17 protein-coding genes are annotated in these 20,920 nt (G+C 70.7%); 6 read left to right on the forward strand and 11 right to left on the reverse strand.

Features of this window, described 5'->3' with window-relative positions:
* The first annotated feature begins 36 nt into the window (after positions 1-36).
* Positions 37-1,422 carry an FAD-binding oxidoreductase gene (locus HH310_RS09825; protein ID WP_169175149.1) on the forward strand — a complete coding sequence of 462 codons (1,386 nt, stop codon included), beginning with the start codon at positions 37-39 and terminating at the stop codon, positions 1,420-1,422.
* Positions 1,423-1,426: 4 nt separating this feature from the next.
* Here the strand turns inward: HH310_RS09825 and HH310_RS09830 are convergent, their stop codons facing one another.
* Positions 1,427-2,635 (reverse strand): NAD(P)/FAD-dependent oxidoreductase, encoded by a 1,209-nt coding sequence (locus tag HH310_RS09830; RefSeq protein WP_169175150.1) that lies wholly within the window; start codon positions 2,633-2,635, stop codon positions 1,427-1,429.
* 155 nt (positions 2,636-2,790) lie between these two features.
* Here HH310_RS09830 and HH310_RS09835 point away from each other — a divergent pair, with 155 nt between their 5' ends.
* On the forward strand, positions 2,791-4,164 hold the full coding sequence (locus tag HH310_RS09835; RefSeq protein WP_211191976.1) for a hypothetical protein: 1,374 nt from the start codon (positions 2,791-2,793) through the stop codon (positions 4,162-4,164).
* A gap of 116 nt (positions 4,165-4,280) precedes the next feature.
* Here the strand turns inward: HH310_RS09835 and HH310_RS09840 are convergent, their stop codons facing one another.
* Positions 4,281-5,222, reverse strand: coding sequence for an AraC family transcriptional regulator (locus HH310_RS09840; RefSeq protein ID WP_169175151.1), 942 nt, complete (start codon positions 5,220-5,222; stop codon positions 4,281-4,283).
* Between the two features lie 255 nt (positions 5,223-5,477).
* Between HH310_RS09840 and HH310_RS09845 the strand changes: the two genes are divergently transcribed.
* The gene (locus HH310_RS09845; RefSeq protein WP_169175152.1) at positions 5,478-7,187 is read left to right on the forward strand and encodes a serine/threonine-protein kinase; all 1,710 of its coding nucleotides are present in this window, start codon (positions 5,478-5,480) and stop codon (positions 7,185-7,187) included.
* A gap of 55 nt (positions 7,188-7,242) precedes the next feature.
* Here the strand turns inward: HH310_RS09845 and HH310_RS09850 are convergent, their stop codons facing one another.
* From HH310_RS09850 to HH310_RS09880, 7 genes are all read right to left on the reverse strand, one after another.
* Positions 7,243-7,845, reverse strand: coding sequence for a GNAT family N-acetyltransferase (locus tag HH310_RS09850; RefSeq protein ID WP_169175153.1), 603 nt, complete (start codon positions 7,843-7,845; stop codon positions 7,243-7,245).
* Positions 7,842-9,356 (reverse strand): APC family permease, encoded by a 1,515-nt coding sequence (locus tag HH310_RS09855; protein ID WP_169175154.1) that lies wholly within the window; start codon positions 9,354-9,356, stop codon positions 7,842-7,844. Before HH310_RS09855 ends, HH310_RS09850 begins: the two co-directional genes overlap by 4 nt.
* Before the next feature lie 30 nt (positions 9,357-9,386).
* A complete protein-coding gene (locus HH310_RS09860) occupies positions 9,387-10,037 on the reverse strand; it encodes a GPP34 family phosphoprotein (protein WP_169175155.1) in 651 nt (216 codons plus the stop codon).
* Between the two features lie 1,732 nt (positions 10,038-11,769).
* The gene (locus tag HH310_RS09865; RefSeq protein WP_169175156.1) at positions 11,770-12,387 is read right to left on the reverse strand and encodes a type II toxin-antitoxin system Phd/YefM family antitoxin; all 618 of its coding nucleotides are present in this window, start codon (positions 12,385-12,387) and stop codon (positions 11,770-11,772) included.
* 45 nt (positions 12,388-12,432) lie between these two features.
* The gene (locus HH310_RS09870; protein ID WP_169175157.1) at positions 12,433-13,038 is read right to left on the reverse strand and encodes a TetR/AcrR family transcriptional regulator; all 606 of its coding nucleotides are present in this window, start codon (positions 13,036-13,038) and stop codon (positions 12,433-12,435) included.
* A 59-nt stretch (positions 13,039-13,097) separates the two neighbouring features.
* On the reverse strand, positions 13,098-14,006 hold the full coding sequence (locus tag HH310_RS09875) for an alpha/beta hydrolase (RefSeq protein ID WP_169175158.1): 909 nt from the start codon (positions 14,004-14,006) through the stop codon (positions 13,098-13,100).
* 14 nt (positions 14,007-14,020) lie between these two features.
* The gene (locus tag HH310_RS09880) at positions 14,021-14,857 is read right to left on the reverse strand and encodes a nuclear transport factor 2 family protein (protein ID WP_169175159.1); all 837 of its coding nucleotides are present in this window, start codon (positions 14,855-14,857) and stop codon (positions 14,021-14,023) included.
* 608 nt (positions 14,858-15,465) lie between these two features.
* Between HH310_RS09880 and HH310_RS09885 the strand changes: the two genes are divergently transcribed.
* The 3 genes from HH310_RS09885 to HH310_RS09895 all read left to right on the forward strand — a co-directional run bounded on the left by HH310_RS09885 (position 15,466) and on the right by HH310_RS09895 (position 17,728).
* On the forward strand, positions 15,466-15,777 hold the full coding sequence (locus tag HH310_RS09885) for a MazG-like family protein (RefSeq protein ID WP_169175160.1): 312 nt from the start codon (positions 15,466-15,468) through the stop codon (positions 15,775-15,777).
* 75 nt (positions 15,778-15,852) lie between these two features.
* Complete coding sequence (locus tag HH310_RS09890; RefSeq protein ID WP_169175161.1) at positions 15,853-16,623, forward strand: dioxygenase; 771 nt, start codon at positions 15,853-15,855, stop codon at positions 16,621-16,623.
* 79 nt (positions 16,624-16,702) lie between these two features.
* Entirely contained in the window at positions 16,703-17,728 is a 1,026-nt protein-coding gene (locus HH310_RS09895) for a TerC/Alx family metal homeostasis membrane protein (protein WP_169175162.1), read from the forward strand.
* On the opposite strand, the gene HH310_RS09900 is transcribed toward HH310_RS09895, so the two are convergent.
* The gene (locus tag HH310_RS09900; RefSeq protein ID WP_169175163.1) at positions 17,716-17,973 is read right to left on the reverse strand and encodes a hypothetical protein; all 258 of its coding nucleotides are present in this window, start codon (positions 17,971-17,973) and stop codon (positions 17,716-17,718) included. The genes HH310_RS09895 and HH310_RS09900 overlap by 13 nt on opposite strands.
* Positions 17,974-18,143: 170 nt before the next feature.
* The gene (locus tag HH310_RS09905) at positions 18,144-20,912 is read right to left on the reverse strand and encodes a helix-turn-helix transcriptional regulator (protein WP_169175326.1); all 2,769 of its coding nucleotides are present in this window, start codon (positions 20,910-20,912) and stop codon (positions 18,144-18,146) included.
* Positions 20,913-20,920 lie beyond the last annotated feature (8 nt).

Consider the following 20,920-nt stretch of genomic DNA (forward strand, 5'->3'; position numbering starts at 1 on the left):
TCTTAAATTCCGTTTCTGCAAGATTGAATTGGGGGAATGGCTGTGCGGGAGAACTCCGAGGAACTCCGCGGCGCGGTCGCCGGGCCGGTGCTGCTGCCGGGCGACGACGGTTACGCCGACGAGGTGGCCTCGTTCAACCTGAACAATCCGATGGAGCCGGCCGTCGTGGTGGGGGCCACGAGCGCGGCGGACGTCCAGGCCGCGGTCCGTTTCGCCGTGCGCCACGGCCTGCCGGTGGCGGTGCGGGCCACCGGACATCAGGTCGCCCAGGACGCGCGGGGGGCCGTCCTGATCAACACATCGAGGATGCAGGCCGTACGCGTCGACGCCGGCACCCGCACCGCCCGGGTCGAGGCCGGCGTGCGCTGGGCGACCGCGGTGGCGGCGGCGGCCAAGCTTGGGCTCGCGCCGATGAGCGGGTCCTCGCCGACGGTCAGCGTCATCGGCTACACGCTCGGCGGCGGGCAGAGCCCGGTGTTCGGCCGCTCGCAGGGGTACGCCGCGGACCACGTCACGCGCCTCGAGCTCGTCACCGCCGACGGCGAGCTGGTGCAGGTCACCGCCGACAGCGACCCCGACCTGTTCTGGGGACTGCGCGGCGGCAAGGGCAACTTCGGCGTGGTGACCGCCATCGAGTTCGAGCTGTTCGAGGTCACCGAGTTCTACGGCGGCGGCCTGCACTTCGCCGGCGAGCGGATGGCCGACGTGCTGCGGGTGTGGCGCACGTGGGCGCCCTCGCTGCCGGAGCAGGCGACCACCTCGGTCGCCGTGCAGCGGCTGCCCCCGCTGCCCGACCTGCCGGAGCCGCTGCGCGGGGCGTTCGTGCTGCACGTTCGCTTCGCGTACCTGGGTACGGCGGAGGACGGCGAACGGCTGCTCGAACCGATCCGCGCGGCCGCCCCGGCACTGATCGACGGGGTCCGGATGCTGCCGTTCGCGGACAGCCCGCTGATCCATCTGGACCCGCCGGAGCCGATCCCCTACTACGACCGCACCACGACGCTGCGGGAGTTCACCCCGGAGGCGCTCGACGCGCTGCTCGACTTCGCCGGACCGGACTCGGGCAACCCGCTGCTCAGCATCGAGATCCGCGCGCTCGGCGGTGCTCTCGACCGGGAGCCCGCGGTGCCGAACGCGGTACCGACCCGCGGTATCCCGTACGTCGTGTTCGGCTTCGGAGTGGGCGGCCCGGACCAGGGCGATCCGCTGCGCGGCTGGCTCGACCGCATGACGCGGGTGTTCGAGCCGTGGGCGGTCGACGGGCGCCGCATGGTCAACTTCCTGTCCAAAGAGGAAGCCACCACGCCGGAGCAGGTGCGGCTCGCCTACGGCGCGGCGCGCTACGACCGGCTCGCCGAGCTCAAGCGCCGCGTCGACCCGGGCAACGTGTTTCGCGTCAACCACAACATCCGGCCCGAGTAGGGGTTCACGCGGACAGGTGGGCCTTGATCCGGTCGGCGGCGCCGGCGGCGTCGGTTGCCATGCCGTAGAGCACGCCGGAGGCGCGATGGGTCAGCCAGGGGAACCCGACGACGTGCAGCGAGCCGTCCTCCGGCTGCGGAACGCCGGACGCGTCGAGCATGTCGTCGGGCAGCCAGCCGGTGTCCGGCCGCATGCCGGTGCACCACAGCACGGTGGCGACGGCGGACGCGTCCAGCTCGGTGGGGGCGTCCGGGGCGACGTCGAGGGGACGCTCGACCGGGTCCGTGTCGGGCGGCGGGAACTCGCCGGGCTGGCTTTCGAGGTATTTGTCGATCTGGCCGCGTATCCGGGCCGCGAAATCGTCCGCGAACTTCATGTTCTGCGCGAGATCGTCGGCGAACAGGAACCGTCCGCCGGCGGTGCCGTTCAGATGGCCCAGCAGGTTCACCCCGTCGCGGGCCAGCTGCTGCAGGGCGATGGTGTGACCGCCGTGCCCGCCGCTGAGCATGGCCTGGCCGGAACGCCTGATCATCTCGGGTGTCTGGTCCGTCTTCTGGTCGAGGTTGCCGCTCCGGCTCATCCAGTAGAAGAAGTCCTTTCCCCGATACCGGCGGGGCGCGCGGCCGACCGGGCTGGTCGAGAGGTAGACCGTGCGACCCGCCGCGCGCAGCTCCTCGGCGATCTGGCTGCCGGACTGACCGCTGCCCACCACGAGCACGGCGCCGGGCGGCAGCTGGTCCGGCCGGCGGTAGTCGATGGCGTGCAACGCCGTCACCCCGGCGGGCACCTCGACGTCCGGGATGTGCGGGCGCCGGAGCCCGCCGCTGGCCACCACGACCGCGCGGGTGTGCCAGTCGCCCTCGGAGGTGCTCAGCACGTAACCCCCGTCCTCGCGGCGCAGCTTGGTGACCTCGACCCCGGCCCGTACCGGAGCGTTGATCGACCGGGCATACGACTCGAACAGCTCGACGACCGCCTCCAGCGGGAGGAACCCGTCCGGGTCCAACCCGGAGAGGTCCACCTCCGGAAGGCGGATCCCCCAGGTCGGCGACACCAGCGTGAAGCTGTCCCACCGCTCGGCGCGCCAGGTGGAGCCGACCACGTCGCGTTCCAGCACGACGTGCTCGATACCGCGTGCCGACAGGTACTGACTGGTCGCCAGGCCGGCCGGGCCGGCACCGACAACGACGGCGTCCACGTTCGGAAAGGCCATCGGGATCTCCCTTCATGACGCCGGGCCCGTCCAGCCCGACCTCATGGGGGGAACGTATGACCAGGCGATTGCTTCACCCGATCCGGCCCCGCGACGTGTGTTCCCGGACTCAAAGGCCTATTGACCTGGTACGGGACCCGGGTGAGCATCCGTCTGTGGAGGTGTTGGAGGCCGACTATCTCGTGGTCGGCGCCGGGGCGGCCGGGATGGCGTTCACCGACGCGCTGATCGACCACGCGGACGTGCGCGTGGTCATGGTCGACCGCCGGTACGCCGTCGGCGGTCATTGGCTGGACGCGTACCCGTTCGTCCGGCTGCACCAGGCGTCCGCGTTCTACGGCGTGGCCTCGACGCTGCTCGGCGGCGGCCGCGTCCAGCGCGACGGGCCCGAGGCCGGGCTGCACGAGCGGGCGACGGCGCCGGAGGTCTGCGCGTACTACGAGCGGGTGCTGCGCGAACGGATGATCCCCTCGGGCAAGGTCTCCTTCCACCCGAACTGCGAGTATCTGGGCGAGGGCCGGTTCGTGTCGCGGCTGTCCGGCACGCGGTACGAGGTGCGCGGCCGGACCCGGGTCGTCGACGCTCGCTACCTCGGCCCGCAGATCCCGTCCCGGACGCCGCCACCCTTCGGGATCGCCGAGGGGGTGCGCGTCATCGCGGCCAACGACCTGGTCAACGTGGCCGAGGCGCCGTCGCAGTACGTGATCGTCGGCTCCGGGAAGACGGCGACCGACGCGTGCGTCTGGCTTCTCGGGAACGGGGTCGACCCGGGTGCGATCCGCTGGGTCCGGGCCCGCGACCCGTGGATGCTCAACCGCGCGGTCGTGCAGCCGGACCCCGCCGTGTTCATCGGCATGGCGGCGGACATCCTGCAGGCGGCGGCCGCGGCGAAGTCACCGGACGACATGTTCGCCCGCCTGGAGGACATCGAGGTGATGCTGCGCATCGACCCGGCGGTGACCCCGACGATGGCGAAGACCCCGACGCTCGCGCGGTGGGAGCTCGACCGGTTACGCACGATCGGCGACGTCGTACGCCTCGGGCACCTGCACCACGTCGAGCCGGGCCGGATGGTGCTGCGCGACGGCAACGCCACCATCGCGCCCGACGCGGTCGTCGTGCACTGCGCCGCGTCCGGATTGCAGTACCGGCCCCTGGTGCCGATCTGGGGCTCTGCGGCGATCACCCTGCAGCCGATCCGGACCGGGTTCCCCTGCTTCGGCGCCGCGCTCGCCGGCTATGTCGAAGCCACCGTCGGCGGCGACGACGCGAAGAACGCGTTGTGCCCGCCGTCGCCGTACTCGAACACACCCGCCGACTGGGCGCTGATGCAGGTGCTGGGCAATCAGGCCTCGATGTCGTTCGGGGCCGACCCGGACATCAAGGCGTGGGCCGACCGGGTCTCGCTGAACCCGGCGCGCATCCCCCCGGACATGGCGGGCGCCGCCGACGTGAGCACCGCGGTGGACCGCTTCCGCCGGCACGTCGGCGCGGGGATGAGCCGGATGGCCGAGCTGTCCCGCATGTGAGAGACCGCCTCCGGTGCTAGCCGGAGGCGGCCTGCCCCCCGGAGACTGAGGCTCCCGCGCCGGGCACGCCGCGATTTGACCGATCCTGCCAGGGCCTTTGACCAGCGCTGACAAAACTAGGCCCAGGGAACCCCGGAGTCGCCTCGAGCACTGCCGGGTGCCACGGTTTGTCCCGTTTCGCCGTGCCGGGCCGCGGACGGGGTCACCCCGTACTGGGCCTGGAACGCTCTGGTGAAATGCGCCTGGCTGGCGAAGCCCCAGTGGGCCGCGACACCGGCGATGCTGCGATGGCGGAACAGCGGGTCGGCCAGGTCGCGCCGGGCCGCCGCCAGACGCTGGACACGAATGTATTCGGTGACCGTGTACGGCTCGTCCTCGAACAGCCGGTGCAGCGTCCGCGGTGACATGTGCAGCGCGGCCGCGACACGGTCATGCGTCAGGTCGGCTTCGGTCAGGTGCCGGCGCGCGTACCCGATGACCCGGATCCGCTGGGCGTCCGCCGCCGCGTCGTTGTCCGGCAGCCCGGCCGCGCCCAGCGTTCCGGCGATGAGATGCAGCACCGCCTCGCCGATGCGCTCGGCCGCCGAGCCCATCGAGGGGCCCTGGCGGATCGCCGAGGCGATGAAGCCCGGCAGCACCGCACCCGGGCCGTCATCGAGGGTGACCACCCGGCGCATCGACCCGCGCAGAAACCGGTCCGGCAGCGAGATGGCCGCGCGTTCGAAGGCGAGCATCGTGAACGTCCACGGCTGCGCCAATACCGCCTCCAGCAGCCCGCCGCCGTCGCCCATCACGAGCTGGCCGGGCGACACCCGGACCTGGGAGTCCACCTGACACAGCAGGCCGGACCCCCGCAGCGGGACGGCCACCAGCAGCAGATCCGCGGACTTGCCCCGGCCGCCACCGCGAATCATCTGTGGCGTGCCGCTCAACTGGTACGCCGCCAGCCGGCCGAGCGACGCGCGGGCCAGCATGCCGCTCGGCCGTTCGTCGCTGATCGCCGCGGGCTCCAGGTGGAAGGATTTGCCGAGCGCGGCCGGCCACTCTTCGGGATCCACGCGAACACAACGCTTGGCCGGCGGCCGGGTTCAGCGCCGAGGTGACCATCTCAGGGTCACCCAAGCGCACCTGTCGATGAGAGACGAACGAGTCACCGAGCGCACAGGTGACGCTCGAATATCGTGACTCGCCGTGCATGAGAGAACGGGCGTCGAAGGTTGCTCCCCTCCCGTCGGATCCGGAACATCGGCGAAGCCGAACGATCCCGACGATGCAGAGGAAGGACCGGACATCACGTGCAGTCATCCCCCTCAATGACCGGCAGTGTTCGCGGCGAGGCCGCCGCCACCGCCGATCTCAGTGGCCGGTGCGTGGGCAACTCGTACGTTCTCGTCTGCCCGGTCGGGCACGGTGCGACCGGCACCGTCTGGCGCGGCATCGACCGTTCCACCGGCGAATACGTCGCCGTGAAGCTGTTGCACGAAGGACTGCTGAAACAACCGAAGCTGGTCATCCGCTTCGTGCAGGAACGCACGATCCTGATGATGATGCGGCACGAGAACATCGTCGGCGTCCGCGACCTGTTCAGCGTCGGCGGCTCACTCGCGCTGGTGATGGACTACGTCTCCGGCGGCAGCCTGCGCGGTCACCTGCAGTCGCTCGGCACTCTCGCCCCGGCCGACGCCGCCGATCTGCTGGCCCAGGTGGCCGCCGCGCTCGCCCAGGCGCACGAGCTGGGCGTGGTGCACCGCGACGTCAAACCCGACAACATTCTGCTGCAGGACAACGAGGGCCGTCTCGACGTACGCCTCACCGACTTCGGCATCGCGCGCGTCCTCGACACCGCGGGCCTGACCACGCCGCAGGCCATCGTCGGCACCCCGCACTACATGGCCCCGGAGGCGATCTCCGGCGAGGCGGTCATCGCGTCCGACGTCTACGCGGTCGGTGTCGTCCTTTTCGAACTGATAACAGGCCTTCCCCCGTACGCCGGGGAGCCGATCGCCGTGCTGCGCCAGCACTTGGACGAGGCACCGCAATACCCACCGGGCATGCCCCACGATGTGCGCTCGGTGATCGAGTGGTGCATGGCGAAGGACCCGGACGACCGGCCGGACGCCGCCGAACTCGGGGACGCGTTACGCCGCCTGGCCAAGGAGACCGCCGGGGTGCCCGCCCTCGCCCCGATCGGCGAGGCGACCGAGGTCATCGGCGGTTCGGTCGCCAGCGTGATCGGTGTGCGGCACCCGTCGGTGCGGCGCACCCCGTCGCGCCGCCGGCCCCGTAACGGCCCGCGCTCGTGGGTGTGGCGCCGCCCGTGGCTGATGGTCACCCTGGCCGCCGCCGCGGTGATGCTGTCCGGCCTGGGCGGGTACAACGCGTGGCACATGATCGGCGACGGCGACGAGCCCGCGTCGGCGGCTCCGCAGCCGCAGTTCATCGGCGGCGCCCCGGCGTCGGCGGGCACCGCCTCGCAGGCCGCGGGGGTGCGGCCGACCGGGCTTCCGTCCGGACCGGCCGCCGGGCTGCCCGCGCTGGCCGGGGCGCCGCCGTCCGGCGCGGCGGGTGGCGGCCTGGTGGCACCGACCGGCCCGGCGGGCCAGGCTCGCAAGGGCGCCAAGGCCGGGGCGACCGCGGGCCCGACCGGCGGTGACACCGAGGTGACGTTCGGGCCGTGGCGCTGCGGCGACGAGTACACATGGGACCTCGGGCATCCGGTGCTGGCCCGGCCGTGTCACGCGCTCGGCCCGACCGTCCGGGTCCTGGGGCAGATGGAGGCGTTCCCGGGCATCCAGGCCGACGTCTCGCTGACCGTGCGGGACGCGAGCAGCGATCAGATCGTCGCCGGCCCGTTCGTCTGCAAGGAGTTGATGTTCACCGACTTCGCGCTGAAGCACAACTGCGGCCCGGTGGACATGGATGTGCCGCACGGCGGGCGGTACGTGGTGGCCGAGTCCTGGGAGTACACGCAGCGGCCGCTGCTGCCCGGCGGGGTCGCGCGCGGCCCGGCGTTCGACTGGTGACGGAAAGGGGCGTGGCCGGACGGTGGCCACGCCCCTCGCCGTGCGCCTGACAGAATCAGGCGCGCCACATCCGGAAGAAGGGTGTTCCGTCCGGGAGCAGCATCTCGAAGGGATCCATGTCGGCGTAGCCGGTGCGCCGGTACAGCCGGACGTTGTTCTCGTTCGTCGCTTCCAGGTACGCCGCCACGCCGTCGCGGTCCAGCTCGTCGTGGACGACCTTCATCAGGTGGCTGCCCAGACCGTGGTGCTGGTGCTCCGGGTGGATCGCCAGGAACGCCAGGTGCCAGTGCGGGTCGGTCGGGTGGTTCTTCTCGAACAGCACGTCCAGCGCGACAAAACGGTCCAGATACTGCTGGGCCAGCTCGGCGAGGCGCTCGCCGTACCGCTCCGGCTCGGGTGCGTCCCTGGTGTTGTCGAACCAGACCGCGGTGCCGATCAGGCCCTCGCCGTCCGGGTTGTCGATGACGTCGACCCGGCCGTATTTGAAGGCGTGCTCGGTGTAGAGCGTGAAGAAGTCGGCCATCACCCGGACGCGGTCGTCCAGCGGCGGCACCAGGTACGCGTTCTGGGGTAAGTCGTTGAACGAGTAGCTGATCAGGTGGCCGACGGCGGGGATCTCGTCCTCGCGGGCGGGCCGGATCTCGTGCTGTGTGCTCACTTGGCGTCCCCCTCGTTCGACGACATGGCCGCGGAGAAGCCGCCGCTCGTGGTGTTGCTGCGGGCGCCGAGCCCGATCCCGGCGTACACCTGGGGCTGGCTGGAGCGCAGGATGAGCGCCCAGAGGATGCCGGCGACCGCGACGACGCCGAAGGCGAGCGGAACGACCCAGGTGGGAGCGCTGCCCGGCGCCACGCCGAACAGGGTGGCGATGTTGGTGATCGCCAGGTAGCACATGACGAGCAGCAGGATCGTGCCGATCACCGGGGCGCCGACCCGGTGCCAGACGTCCTCGCCCTCGGAGTTCTTCGCGAAGTAGCTGATGACCGCGATCGAGGTGAGCGTGATCAGCAGCAGCACGCCGATGCCGCCGCCGGTGCCGCCCCAGAAGAACATGTTGACCAGCGGGTCCCAGCCGGCGACCGCGAACAGCACGATGACGACCAGGCCGAGCGCCGACTGCAGCAGCGAGCCGTTCTTGGGGGCGCCGGTGCCGGGCACGGTCCGGCCGAACGCCCGCGGCAGCACACCTTCGCGGCCGAGCGAGAACGTGTACCGGGCGATGATGTTGTGGAACGAGATCATCGCGGCGATCAGCGAGGTCAGGAACAGCGCGTGCCCGAGGTGCAGGGCGGCCGAGCCGAGCCGGTCCGAGGCGACGTTGAAGAACAGCTCCGGACCCTCCTGGCCGGCGCGGGCGACGACGTCACCGCCGGCCGCCGAGATCATCGACCAGGACGCGAAGGCGTACAGGATGGCAATCAACGCGATCGCGATGTAGGTGGCCCGCGGGACCGTGCGGCGAGGGTCGCGTGACTCCTCGCTGAACACCACGGACTGCTCGAAGCCGACGAAGCCGGTGACCGCCATCGCGAGCAACGCGCCGGAACCCGATCCGACCAGGCTGCCCAGGTCGAGCGGCGCCGAGGACGCGGAGAAGTCCGACGAGAACACGTTCGAGAAGCTGAACACGACGACCAGCACGATCTCGGCGACCAGCAGGGTGGCGAGCACCTTGCCGTTGACCGAGACGTCGAGCACGCCGAGCACCGCGGTGATGGCCCACACCACGAGGGCCAGGACCCACCATTTGACGTCGAGGCCGAACCAGTCCTTGAACAACGGCTGCGCGATGGCGCCGAAACCGCCGTACGCGGCGATCTGGAACATGTTGTACGCCACCAGGGCCACCCAGGCCGCGCCGACGCCGAGCGGTTTGCCGATGCCGCGCGAGATGTACGCGTAGAAGGCGCCGGCGTTGGCGATGTGCCGGGCCATCGCGACGTACCCGACCGCGAAGATCGCGAGCACGACGGCCACCGCGAGGAACGCGATCGAGATGCCGGTCAGCCCGGTGACCGCGAGGCCGGTGGGGACGACGCCGGCGACGACGGTCAGCGGCGCGGCCGCGGACATGACGAAGAAGACGACGGCCGCGACGCCGAGACGGTCGCGCGCCAATGCGTTGGATAACTGGCTTGGTTCGGGGGGTTTGGTTGCGGTCGCGGACACGCGATTCTCCAGAGGGGTGTTGGGGTGAAGTCAGGCGCGCCGTGCCATGACGGCGTCGCCCACCGCGGCCTCGGTATGTCCGACCAGCTCCTGAAGCATCGCGGGGAGACGGCGCTTCAACTGGTCGAACAGCAACCCGCGGCCGCGGGCGTCGAGGGTGACGAAGACGTGCTGGTCGAGGCCGGTGGCGAGGATGAGGCCGGCCAGGACCAGGTCGGGGATGTCGAGCATCTCGCCGCGCCCGATCAGGGTGCGGACGCGTGTCGCGGGCCAGCCGGCGACCATCGAGTCGGTGGGTACGAAGTAGACCTTGCTGCTCAGCAGGCCGCGTTTCTCCTGGCGTTGCACCAGGCCGGCCCGGGAGAGCCGGCGTTCGACCAGGTCGATGGCGATACCGGTGGCGAGAAAGGAGATCCAGTCGCGTACGGCGCGGTGGTGCCCTTCGCGCAGGAGCTGGTCGAGGACGGCGGTCGCGGCCGGGTCACCGGTCGGCCGGTCGTCGATGAGAACGATCTTCCCGTCGGCGACGTCCAGGCGTCGCCAGAGGACGAGCTCACCCAGCAGCGCCCCGGCCAGTCCGAGGCCCATGGTGGCCGGCGTCAGCAGGGACTTGCCCTTGACGGTGTCGTGGGCGGTCAGGAAGAGATCGTCCGCGAGGGGAAGCTGCGGCGTCGAAACCACTGCGGCACTCCTCTCCGCGCGGCGACTCGCCGTGATGGCTACTCACAGTGAATGCCGCAGACGTGCGAAACCCGTTACGTTGTGCGTTCTGGCGCACAACCCCGCGTAGCATGCCAGCGGAGGTAGTCACGCGCAACGCCCTTACAAGATCGACTTACCGTCCGAAGTGGTCAGAATGAGAATGCATTCTGCAGTATCTCTCTTACCTGGTATTTCGTTCATCAAATGCAAGACCGTCTATTTTCAGGGAGATCGCCTCGGGTATACGTTTCAGTCCTCGTCGATATGTGTTGCCGGCGCTGTGCATGCGGTCCGCCGCCATGACGGTCCGTTGCGATCTCCACAGCCACTCACACCCAGTGACAGTCACCGTCGGCGATTCGGGCGGCAGCGACGGACTTGGCCCCGGGCCGCGGCGCTCGCTCCCCTTCGCGATCGTCAGCCGCCCCATGACGATCCGCTGGGGCGGTTGACCTTGCCCGCGACCGACCCGCCTGCGACGACCGACCCTGCCCGCGGCCAACCCTCCCCGCGACCGGCCTGCCTGCGACGACCGGCCCTGCCCGCGGCCGACTTGGCTGCGGCCGACCCCGCCAGCGGCCAACCCTCCCTGCGACCGGCCTGCCTGCGACGACTTGGCTGCGACCGACCCGGCGTGCGGCCAACCCTGCCTGCGACCGGCCCTGCCTGACGACCAACAATGCCAGCGACCGACTTGGCTGCGACCGACTTGGCTACGGCCGCGAAGATCGTCCTGGTCGCGCGGCGATCGCTCGTGGCCGGGCCGTCCACTATGTGGGACACCCCAACCGCATCATGGATTTTTGTCAACCTTGGAGAGTTGCGCCCACATACGAACCACAACTCTCCAAGGTTCACATTCGCCCAGAAAATCCTGCCGGATAAAACCCCTATTTCACGATAGATATACCCTCCACAATGGAGGATGGTCCCACATCGCGGACGGTGCACCCATAACGTGGACGCGGGTCTCAGCAGGCGGTCGCCCGTTCCACAGTGTGTAACTGTTCAGCTGCTTCCGTCGGCCGGGAGTCCCCGTGCGAGGCGGGGCTGCCAGGCCCGGGCAGGTCCCAGCTCCCCACAGTGGGAGCCCCACCCGGGTGTGGGCAGTAGCGACGCCGGGGAGGTTGTGGTTGCCCACACCGCGGCCACCCTCACCCACGTGCGGGGAGTCGCGACGGCTGGGAGGTTATGGTTGTCCACACCGCGGCCACGCTCACCCGCGTGTGGAGAGTCGCGACGGCTGGGAGGTTGCGGTTGCCCACACCGCGGCCACCCTCACTCACGTGCGGAGAGTCGCGACGGCGGGGAGGCTGTGGTTCCCTCAACCGTGGCGACCCACAGCGGGTGTGGGCACCTGTCACGGCCGGAACCTCCCAGCTCCCCACAGCGACCGGCCTAGCAGGTCCGCCACGGAAGGCCGACGCATCGCAGGGTGAGCGGCGAGACGGAGCTGAACAGTTCCACAGTGTGGGCGCGCCGCGCGCCGCACCCAGCGGCCCGGCCGCCCGGCGATCCGGCGATCCGGCGATCCGGCGATCCGGCGATCCGGCGATCCGGCGATCCGGCGATCCGGCAGGTCAACGGCCCGGCGGCCCCACCGATCCGGCAGGTCACCGGAAATGTCGGGTATGCGAAGCATGGTGGCCGGCTGCGTTCAGTGACTACCTCTAGGACTCTCGTCTAGACGCTGGCCTGATGCCGCCGGGTATCACTCTCGGCGTCGTAACCGTTTGTGGCTCGTGCGCAGCGCGTCGATGTGGCGGTCGGGGCCGGGTGACCGCAGGGTGTCGATGACGTTCCATGCCTCGACGAGCGCCTGCAGCAGCTCTGCCGTGTGCGCGGCGTGCTGGCGGCGCATGTCGTGCCGGACCGTCTCCAGCCGCTGCGCCCAGCCAGCGGCGGTGGCGTCCGGAAGCCGGGCGGTGGCGGCGTCCGCGTGCCGGGCACTGGCGTCGCCGCGCCGAGCGGTGGCGTCGCCGCGCCGGGCGATGACGTCCGCGTCCAGGGCAGTGACGTCCGCGTCCAGGGCAGTGACGTCGGGGTGCCGGGCCGCGACGTCGGGGTGCCGAGCCGCGACGTCGGGGTGCCGAGCCGCGACGTCGGGGTGCCGGGCCGCGACGTCGGGGTGCCGAGCCGCGACGTCGGGGTGCCGGGCGGCGATCAGGTCCGGGGGACCGATCGCCGCGACGGGTCGTCCCTGGTCGACGATGAGGACGGTCTGCCGGGTCGCCCGGATCTGCCGCACAAGTTGTAGAAAGCGCGTACGGGCTTCGTTGACCGGGAGTTCGAGGTGGCTGGGCGCGGGAGTCCTGGCTGGGGCTACCATGCGCTCAGCATGACGGCCGGGTATGACAATTTCGGCCGGCGGTTTCTACACGCCGAGCAGTCTCTCGACGCCGCGCCAGAGTCGCTCCTCGGCGTCGCCGTCGCGGAACAGGTGGACCGCCATGTTGAAGCCGGTGAACAGGCCCATCAATTCGAAGGCCAGTTGGCCGGGGTCGGCGCCCTCGGGGAGCTCGCCCAACTCCGCGGCCTCCCTCGTCGCATCGGCCAGATAGGTGCGCCACAACGTCATTCCGTTGAGGATCGCGTCGTGGACCGGGCCGTCGAGTGCGTCGTATTCGAACGTCGCCGTGGTGAACAGGCAGCCGCCGGGAAAGCGCTCGGGCTCCGCCGCGATGTAGCGGATCCAGCCCTCGGTCAGCGCGCGCAGCCGGGCCCGGCCGGGAGCCGCCGCGGAGGCCGGTTCCAGCATGATCTCGGTGATCAGTTCGGCGGCTCGCTGGAGGATCGAAAGCTGGAGCGTCTCCTTGCTCTTGAACGGACCGATCAGACCGGCCTTGCTCATCCCGACCTCGTCGGCGAGACGCGCGATCGACATCGCCCGCAGCCCCTCGACCGAAGCGACGGCGACACCGCGGTCCAGGATGTGCCGCCGCGCCGCTGCCGCTCCGGTCATCGTGTTTCGAGGGCTCATGGTGGATCAGACTGCCCCGGGCCGACACGGATAACAAGCGAACGTACGTGTGTTAACACCTAGAGATGCCGTCGGAAGAAGTCGCGGGCCGAGCTCGATGCGGTCCGGAAACCGGCACCGGCGTACAGGGAATAATGCCCACCGGTGACGAGCACGAGCTCTTTCGGGGCGGCCGCGGTCTCGTAGGCTGCGAGGGTCTTGACGGTGGACGCCACCACGTCGTCGCTCGCCACGATCATGAGCAGCGGCGTCGGCGCGATCTTCGGCAGGTACAGGCCGGGCTCGTAGCCGTAGACGAACTCCATGCTGCGCAGGCTGAGCTCGTTGGACCACGCGGGGATGTCCCGGGTGCGCAGCAGTTCCTCGAAATACTCGTGCGACGCGGCGATCGGCAGCGACGACACCGCGGCCGGGTCGGCCGACGTGATCGGCAACATGCCGGCGGCCGCACCCCGGGCCCGGGCGAGACGGTCCTGCGCCAGCAGCGCGAGCGTCGGGCCCACCTGGTCGATCCGGATCAGTCCTTCCACCTGGGCGCGGCCGCTGACCACCGGCGCCTGACCGACGACCGCCTTCACCCGGGAATCGATGGCACCCAGCACGAACGCGTGACCGGCCGAGTAGCTGGTTCCCCAGACGCCGATCCGGGCCGGGTGCACCTCGGAGCGGGCCTGGGCGTACGTGATCGCGTTCTGATAGTCGCGGATCTGTTCCCACGGGTCGATCTCCTGCCGGACGTGCCCCGGTGCGACGCCGGAGGTGCCCCAGCCGCGGTAGTCGAACACGACGACCGCGAGACCCGCCGCAGCGAACACCTCGGCGAAGTCGTCCATGTGCATTTCCTTGGTGGCGGCCCATCCGTGGGCGAGTACGACGCAGGGGGCCGCCGAGGTGTTTCCGGCGGCCGGATAGAACCAGCCCCGCAGCGGCACGCCGTCCGAGTCGAAGGTGATGTCTTCGCGTGTCATTGCTTTCCTTGCCGTCAGACGAGCGTGAGCCGGTACAGGGTGACGAGGGCGTCGGTGTCGCGGGCGCCGCCGTCCCAGGTCGAGGTCATCCGGGCGATCCGGCCGTCGTCGTCCAGCTCCAGCGCCGTGATGCCGGGCAGCGCGCGGCCGGCCGCCGTCCATTCGAAGCCGCCGCCGCGACGCCCCCCGACCACGTGACGGATGCTCAGACCACGCCCGTACGGGATCAGCGGCAACGCCTTGTGCAGGAAACTGTGGACCGGTTGCCGGCCGGTCAGGTGCACGTTCAGGGCCAGGTCGTCGAACTCGACGTCGCCGGACATCAACGTGGCCGCGCGATCCGCGTCCCCGTCGGCGAGCGCGGCGGCGAGCTCGGTCACGATCTGGCGCATCGCCGGGTCGGCGCGTTCCTCGACGGTGGCCTCCGCCAGGTCGGCGGGCCACTGGTCAGCCGGCACGGACAGGTCTTTCAGCAGGCCGGCCGGCCAGGTGCGGCCACTCCAGTAGTCCACCCAGCGCACGATCTTGCCGTCCTCGAAGTCCACCGACGAGATGGTCCGGATCTCCGCGCCGAACATCTCCGCCGAGTCGACCATGAAGACGATCGCGCCGTCGGTGTCGCCGAGAGTCCGCGTCGCGTACGAGTGAGCGCCTTCCTTCCAGGTCGCGAAGAGCTCCCGGGCGCGCGCCGGGTCCGCGCCGAGCCGCCAGCCCATCGTGGCGTCGAGGTAGTTGGCCTTCTCCGGCGCGAAGTACCCGACGAAGTCGTTGGCGCCGGACACACCTTGGGACTTGGCCTCGAACAGGCCGTCCATGAGCTGCCGGAGTTCCGGCGTGGCGAGTGCGTTCATGGCGGCGACGCTAGTGGAGTTTTCGCGTACGAACGATCGTATGTTATAGAACCCACAACGATGAATTCTGGCTCTCGCGATATTTTTCGGTGGTCGGGCCGGCATCCTCTGGGCTGGCCGGCCCGGCCGGTAGCGCGCACTCCCATTTCATGGGACGGGCGGCCGCCTACTGAGACTGGCGACCACATCCTGGACGCAGCGTCCGCTATGCGTAACCGTTCAGCTGGTTCTCGCGCCGCTCACCCTCCGATGCGGCGGCCTTCCGCGGCTGACCTGAGGGCCGTCGCCGTGGGGAGCTGGGACGTTCCGGCCGTGGCGGGTCCCCACGCCCGCTGTGGGTCGCCACGGTGTGGGGAACCACAGCCTCCCCGCCGTCGCGACCCCCCACACGTGGGTGAAGGTGGCCGCGGTGTGGGCAACCACAGCCTCCTCGGCGTCGCGACTGCCCACACCCGGGTGGGGCGCGCCCACTGTGGGGAGCTGGGACCTGCCCGGGCCTGGCGGCGCCGCCTCGCACCGGGACTCCCGGCCGACGGAACCAGCCGAACAGATACGCTGCGAAAGTCCACATAGCGGGGCGCCGCGGCCGGCCGGGGAAGATTGCTGTCGTGACTGACAGCACCTGGGACGCCGTGGCCGCCGCCCGCGCTTGGCTGGACGCGTCCAACGGAACGTCCCCTTTGGAGCTCACCCACCGCATCCTCAAGCTGACCGAGGAAGCGGGCGAGGCCGCCGCCGCCTGGATCGGCGCGAATGGCCAGAACCCCCGCAAGGGCGTGACCCACACCTATGAAGACGTGGCCGACGAGCTGGCCGACGTCGCGTTCACGGCCCTGGTCGCGATAGCCAGCCTCGGCTTCTCGCCGGAGGACACCCTCGCCCGCTGCGCCCAGAAGGTCGCAAAACGCCTGCCGCAATAACTTCGTTGACGACGCAACTAAGCCTCCCGTAGACTTCGGAAAGTTGAAGTTTCAATGGAGACGGAGGTCGTGAACATGAGCCGGACGCCTGCCCTCTTCCTCAGTCACGGCGCGCCGCCGCTCGCCGACGACGCGACCTGGGTCGGGCAGCTCAAGGAGCTGGCGAAGACCCTCCCCCGGCCCAAAGCGATCCTGATGGCCTCGGCCCACTGGGAGTCCGCGCCGCTCATGCTGGGCGCCACCGAGACCGTGCCGCTCGTCTACGACTTCGGGGGCTTCGCGCGCAAGTACTACGAGGTCACCTACCCGGCGCCGGGCGCACCGGAGCTCGCCACCCGCATCGAGAAGCTGATGCCGGACGCCGAGCCGGTCGCGCGGACCCACCGCGGGCTCGACCACGGCGCGTACGTGCCATTGACCGTGATGTTTCCGGAGGCGGACATCCCGGTGCTGCAGATGTCGCTGCCGACGCTGGACCCGGACCGGCTGCTCGAGCTGGGCAAAAGGCTGGCGCCGCTGCGCGACGAGGGAGTGCTGATCGTCGGCTCCGGCTTCACCACGCACGGCCTGCCGTTCCTGCGGGACTGGCGGCCGGAGGCGGTCGCGCCGGGCTGGTCGGTCGAGTTCGACGCCTGGGCCGCCGAGACGCTCGCCCGGGGTGCGGTCGACGAGCTGGCCGAGTTCCGGACCAGGGCGCCGGGCATGCCGTACGCGCACCCGACGATCGAGCATTTCGCCCCGATGTTCCTCACTTTGGGCGCCTCGGAAGACCCGGAACGGGCGCCGGATCAACCCATCGACGGCTTCTGGATGGGCCTGGCAAAACGGTCATTCAGCACCCAGTAAGTGTGATCTTCAGCATTCTCCCAGGGTATGCGGGGACAATTCCAAACGAATGCCCCCGCTTACCGGAGGTTCCGCACACATGCTTGAGGTCACCGCGCTCGGCTGGACGCTGACCATCGGTGTCATTGTCGCCCTGCTCGCCCTCGACCTGACCTTGGGTGTGCTGCGCCCGCACGCCGTCGGCTTCCGCGAGGCCGCCGCCTGGTCGGTCTTCTACATCGCGATCGCGGTCGCCTTCGGCGTCGTGTTCGGCACGGTGGCCGGCTGGGATTTCGGCGCTCAGTATTTCGCCGGCTACATCGTGGAGAAGAGTCTGTCCGTCGACAACCTCTTCGTCTTCGTGATCATCATGAGCACGTTCGCCGTACCGGAGAAGTATCAGCAGGAGGTGCTGACCTTCGGCATCATCATCGCGCTGATCTTCCGGGTCGTCTTCATCGCCCTCGGCGCGACGTTGCTGAGCCTGTTCTCGTTCATGTTCCTGATCTTCGGCCTGCTGCTGATCTTCACGGCGGTGCAGCTGTTCCGGCACCGCGACGAGGACCCGGACATCGAGGACAACGCGCTGGTGCGCGTCAGCAAACGGCTGCTGCCGGTCAGCGACGAGTACATCGACGGCAAGATGATCGCGCGGGTGGACGGTCGCAAGGTCGTCACCCCGATGCTCATCGTGCTGATCGCGATCGGCAGTTCCGACCTGCTGTTCGCCCTCGACTCGATCCCGGCCGTGTTCGGCGTGACCGACGAGGCGTACATCGTCTTCATCGCGAACGCGTTCGCCCTGCTCGGGCTCCGCGCCCTGTTCTTCCTGGTGAAGGGCCTGCTGGACCGCCTGGTCTATCTCTCGACCGGGCTCGCGGTGATCCTCGCGTTCATCGGCGCCAAGCTCGTGCTGCACTGGCTGCACACCGACATCAGCGACTCGGTACCGGAGATTCCGACCTCGCTCTCGCTGGTCGTCATCGTCGTGGTCCTGACGATCACCACGGTGGCCAGCCTGGCCAAGGTACGCAAGGACCCGGATGCCAAAGCCCATGCGGGCAGCATCCGGGCCCGTGCTCAAACTCCTGCCACGGCCGACGAGGAACGTCGTCAGCCCAGATAACCGCCCATTCCGGCGGTCGGACGACCGCCGGCGGCCAGCCGGTAGGCGTCGTGGCGGTACAGGATGTCCCGGATCTGCTCGGTCTCCTCGGCCGTGTGGCGGCTCAGGAGCTCGTCGATCTCGGCTCGCTCTGCGGTTGTGCGGAAGGACGCGAGCTCGTCGGTGAGCTTGCGGTGCGCGACGCGCATCGTCCGCCGGTTCGCCAGCCCCGTACGGACGTCGCGGAGCTTGGACTTGATCATCATGTCCTTCTCCTTAACGGATCGTAATGGCGAAAGGCTTCGTCGCCTTCGGGTACAACGATCCAGGTCCCGGGTGTCATACCGAAATCACGCAGGTAAAAGCCTCGTTATCGAAGTGACGTCGGCCACTGTAACGCGGTAATCACGGTCACTCTCTGTCGCCAACGTGCTGGTCAGGGGCCTGGTGTGAATTCGGACACCACAGAGTCACTGAGCCGTGACGAGAGCTGGGTTCGTGAACGCACGCCCAACTTGCGATATACCCGCGTCAACGTCGCCTCGACGGTCTTCACGCTGAGGTAGAGGCGGCTCGCGATCTCTCGATTGGTGGCGCCGTCGCGGACCAGTGTGGCGATCTTCAGCTCGGTCGGTGTGAAGCCCGGCAGGAACCCGGCGGCCGACGTCCGGGCCAGCGCCAGCGACGTCTGCTCGGCCCACGGTTTCGCGTCGGCGGCCAGGAAGATCGCCAGCGCCGCGCCGATCGCCACCCGGGCCGCCGCGTAGCGTCGCCGCCGCCGCTCGGCGCCGCCCTGCACCAGCAGCGAGTGTGCCTGCTCGATCGGCTGGCGCAGCTCTTCGAACCGGCGGGCCGCCGCGGCGGACAGCACGACGGCGGAGTCGGCCTCGCCGCGTTCCGACAAGACGACGGCGGTGGCCCGGTCGAGATAGGCCGAGACGGCCCCGCCGACGGCCACCCGAGCCTCGGCGAGCACCGCGGCGGCCGCGTCGTGCTCACCCAGCACGGCAAGTCCCCCGGCCAGGTCGCCGTGCCAGCGCACGATCATCGGATCGGCGGCACCGGTCCCGGCCTCGAGGTCGCGCAGCCGGCGCAGCGCCTCGACGCCCGCCCGGGTCTCCCCGGCCCGCAACGACGCCTGACCCAGCGCGTGCAGGTTGCGGCGCAGATAGAGCCGGTCACCCTCCTGTTCGGACGCTCGTACGCCCCGGCGGGCGAACCCGGCCGCGGCGGTGAGACTGCCGCCGGCGAGTTCGGCGATCGCGGCCGTGTACCAGGTCGGGCCCGGCGACAATCCGGCGTCCTGCGCGGCGTCGACGGCCCGGTGGGCGTACTGGAGGGCCTCCCGGCACCGGCCCGCCCGGGTGGCCACCTCGGAGAGGCTGCGCAGCACCTCGACCCGGGCCTCGCCGATCCGGTCGTCCTCGGCGATCGCGAGCAGCGTGAGCAACTCGGCGCGCGCCTCGTCGAGCCGGTCGTCGACCATCGCGAACCGCGCGGCCATGTAGCGGGGGCCGTAGTGCAGCCAGTCCGGCGACGGGGTGGCGGGCAGCGCGAGCGCCTGCGCGAGGGTGTCCGACCAGGACAGCCCGCGCAGCCGTTGCACCTGAGCGAGCACGCAGAGCGCCATCGCCTCGGCGGTCGGATCACCGGCCAATCGCGCGGCCGACGCGGCCCGGCCGGCCTCCGCGGACGCCTCGTCGAGGTCCCCGGCCAGGAACGCCGCCCACGTCAGCCGCAACCGGATCGGTGCCAGCAACGCCGGATCGTCACCCGCCTCGGCCAGCGCGGCCGCGAACGTCTCGCCCATCTCGGCCAGGCCCTGCCCGGCAAGATCCAGGAGAACAAGCCTTGCCCGTACGCGATGACCGGCGGGCGCGTCCGCCGCGATGACCGCCTCGGCGGCCCGCCCGGCCAGTTCCGCCGCGCCGCCGGTGATCGCGGTCCGGGCCGCCTCGACCAGCCAGTCCAGCCGCAGCGGCGCGAGCGTGTGCGGGCAGCGGTCGGCGGCGAGCAGATAGAGCTCGGCGGCCGCGCGCCCGGAGTGCCGTCGCGCCGCGAGTGCCAGCGACCGGGCGACCGTCGCATCCGGACGGCCGCTGCGCAGGGCCCGGTGCCGCAGCGCCCGCACCGGGTCGACCGCTCCGGTGGCCAGCGCGGCGTGTACCGCGGACCGTTCGGTGGCGCCCGCGTCCTCGGCGATCACCCGGGCCAGCAGCGGCGGCACGAAACGGATCGCGTCACCGTCCAGGCCGATCACCCCGGCCGCGGCGGCAAGGCGCAGATCCCGTACGGCGTCCCGGCGGCCCGCGCGGATCAGCAACGTGGTCGTCGCCTCGGTGCCCAGCGCCGCGGTCAGCAGGGTGCGCTGGACATCGGCGGGCAGCGCGGCGAGTCGTTCGCGCAGCAGTTCCCGGACCGCCTGCGGGATCGGGGCGGGCCGCCACGCCGGGCCGGGGGCGACGGCGCCGCCCAGCGCAAGCGCGAGGAACGGGTTGCCGGCGCTGGCCTCGTGCATCCGGCTCGCCGTGCGGCACGGCAGGCCGCGTGCCTCGAGCAGCGCGGTCAGGTCGTCGGCGTCCATCGGCGGCACGGCCAGCTCGAGCACGGGCGCGGGGCACAGCCGAGCGGCCCGACGGATTCCGGCCGCGTCGGAGCCACGTTCGGCCGCGCCGGAGCCACGTCGCGCCGGCGGGTCGGCGCGCGAGCTGGACGGATCGGGGCGGCGCTGTGCGGCGAGCACCCGCACCCGCGGGCCGGGGCGGCGGCGCATGGCGAAGGCGATCAGCTCCGCCGAGGCCGGGTCCAGCCACTGGCAGTCGTCGAGCACCAGCAGCACGGGCCGGGTGCGGGCGCAGCGGGCGAGCACCAGCGGCAGCACCAAACGGCGGGCGAGTGCCGGCGAACCGGCCCGGGGCGGCAGACCCTGGCGGAGGGCAGCCAGCGCGGCACGCTGGGCCCGGGGCAGCGCGCCGACGTCGGGCAGTTGCGTCACGAGATCGGCGATCCCCGCGTACGGCAGGGACCGCTCGACGCGTACCGGACGCAACCGGACGACCAGATCACCGCGACTCGCCGCCCGCAGCGCGACGGCATCGCAGATCGCGGTCTTACCGATGCCGGCCGGGCCGTGCAGCGCGACACCGCCGCCCGTGCCTAGCCGGTCCTCGATCGCCGCGAGAAGCCTTCCGCGCCCCAGGAGCATGGCCTCCA

The sequence above is a fragment of the Actinoplanes sp. TBRC 11911 genome, from assembly GCF_012933445.1.
In the GTDB taxonomy this organism is placed as follows: domain Bacteria; phylum Actinomycetota; class Actinomycetes; order Mycobacteriales; family Micromonosporaceae; genus Actinoplanes.

Excerpts from the sequence above, each read along its gene's own strand:
- HH310_RS09880 (WP_169175159.1), bottom strand. The coding sequence starts at position 14,857 with ATGAACGCACTCGCCACGCCGGAACTCCGGCAGCTCATGGACGGCCTG.
- HH310_RS09900 (WP_169175163.1), bottom strand. The coding sequence starts at position 17,973 with ATGATGATCAAGTCCAAGCTCCGCGACGTCCGTACGGGGCTGGCGAAC.
- HH310_RS09875 (WP_169175158.1), bottom strand. The coding sequence starts at position 14,006 with ATGACACGCGAAGACATCACCTTCGACTCGGACGGCGTGCCGCTGCGG.
- HH310_RS09845 (WP_169175152.1), top strand. The coding sequence starts at position 5,478 with ATGACCGGCAGTGTTCGCGGCGAGGCCGCCGCCACCGCCGATCTCAGT.
- HH310_RS09830 (WP_169175150.1), bottom strand. The coding sequence starts at position 2,635 with ATGGCCTTTCCGAACGTGGACGCCGTCGTTGTCGGTGCCGGCCCGGCC.
- HH310_RS09865 (WP_169175156.1), bottom strand. The coding sequence starts at position 12,387 with ATGGTAGCCCCAGCCAGGACTCCCGCGCCCAGCCACCTCGAACTCCCG.
- HH310_RS09895 (WP_169175162.1), top strand. The coding sequence starts at position 16,703 with ATGCTTGAGGTCACCGCGCTCGGCTGGACGCTGACCATCGGTGTCATT.
- HH310_RS09890 (WP_169175161.1), top strand. The coding sequence starts at position 15,853 with ATGAGCCGGACGCCTGCCCTCTTCCTCAGTCACGGCGCGCCGCCGCTC.
- HH310_RS09825 (WP_169175149.1), top strand. The coding sequence starts at position 37 with ATGGCTGTGCGGGAGAACTCCGAGGAACTCCGCGGCGCGGTCGCCGGG.
- HH310_RS09870 (WP_169175157.1), bottom strand. The coding sequence starts at position 13,038 with ATGAGCCCTCGAAACACGATGACCGGAGCGGCAGCGGCGCGGCGGCAC.
- HH310_RS09905 (WP_169175326.1), bottom strand. The coding sequence starts at position 20,912 with ATGCTCCTGGGGCGCGGAAGGCTTCTCGCGGCGATCGAGGACCGGCTA.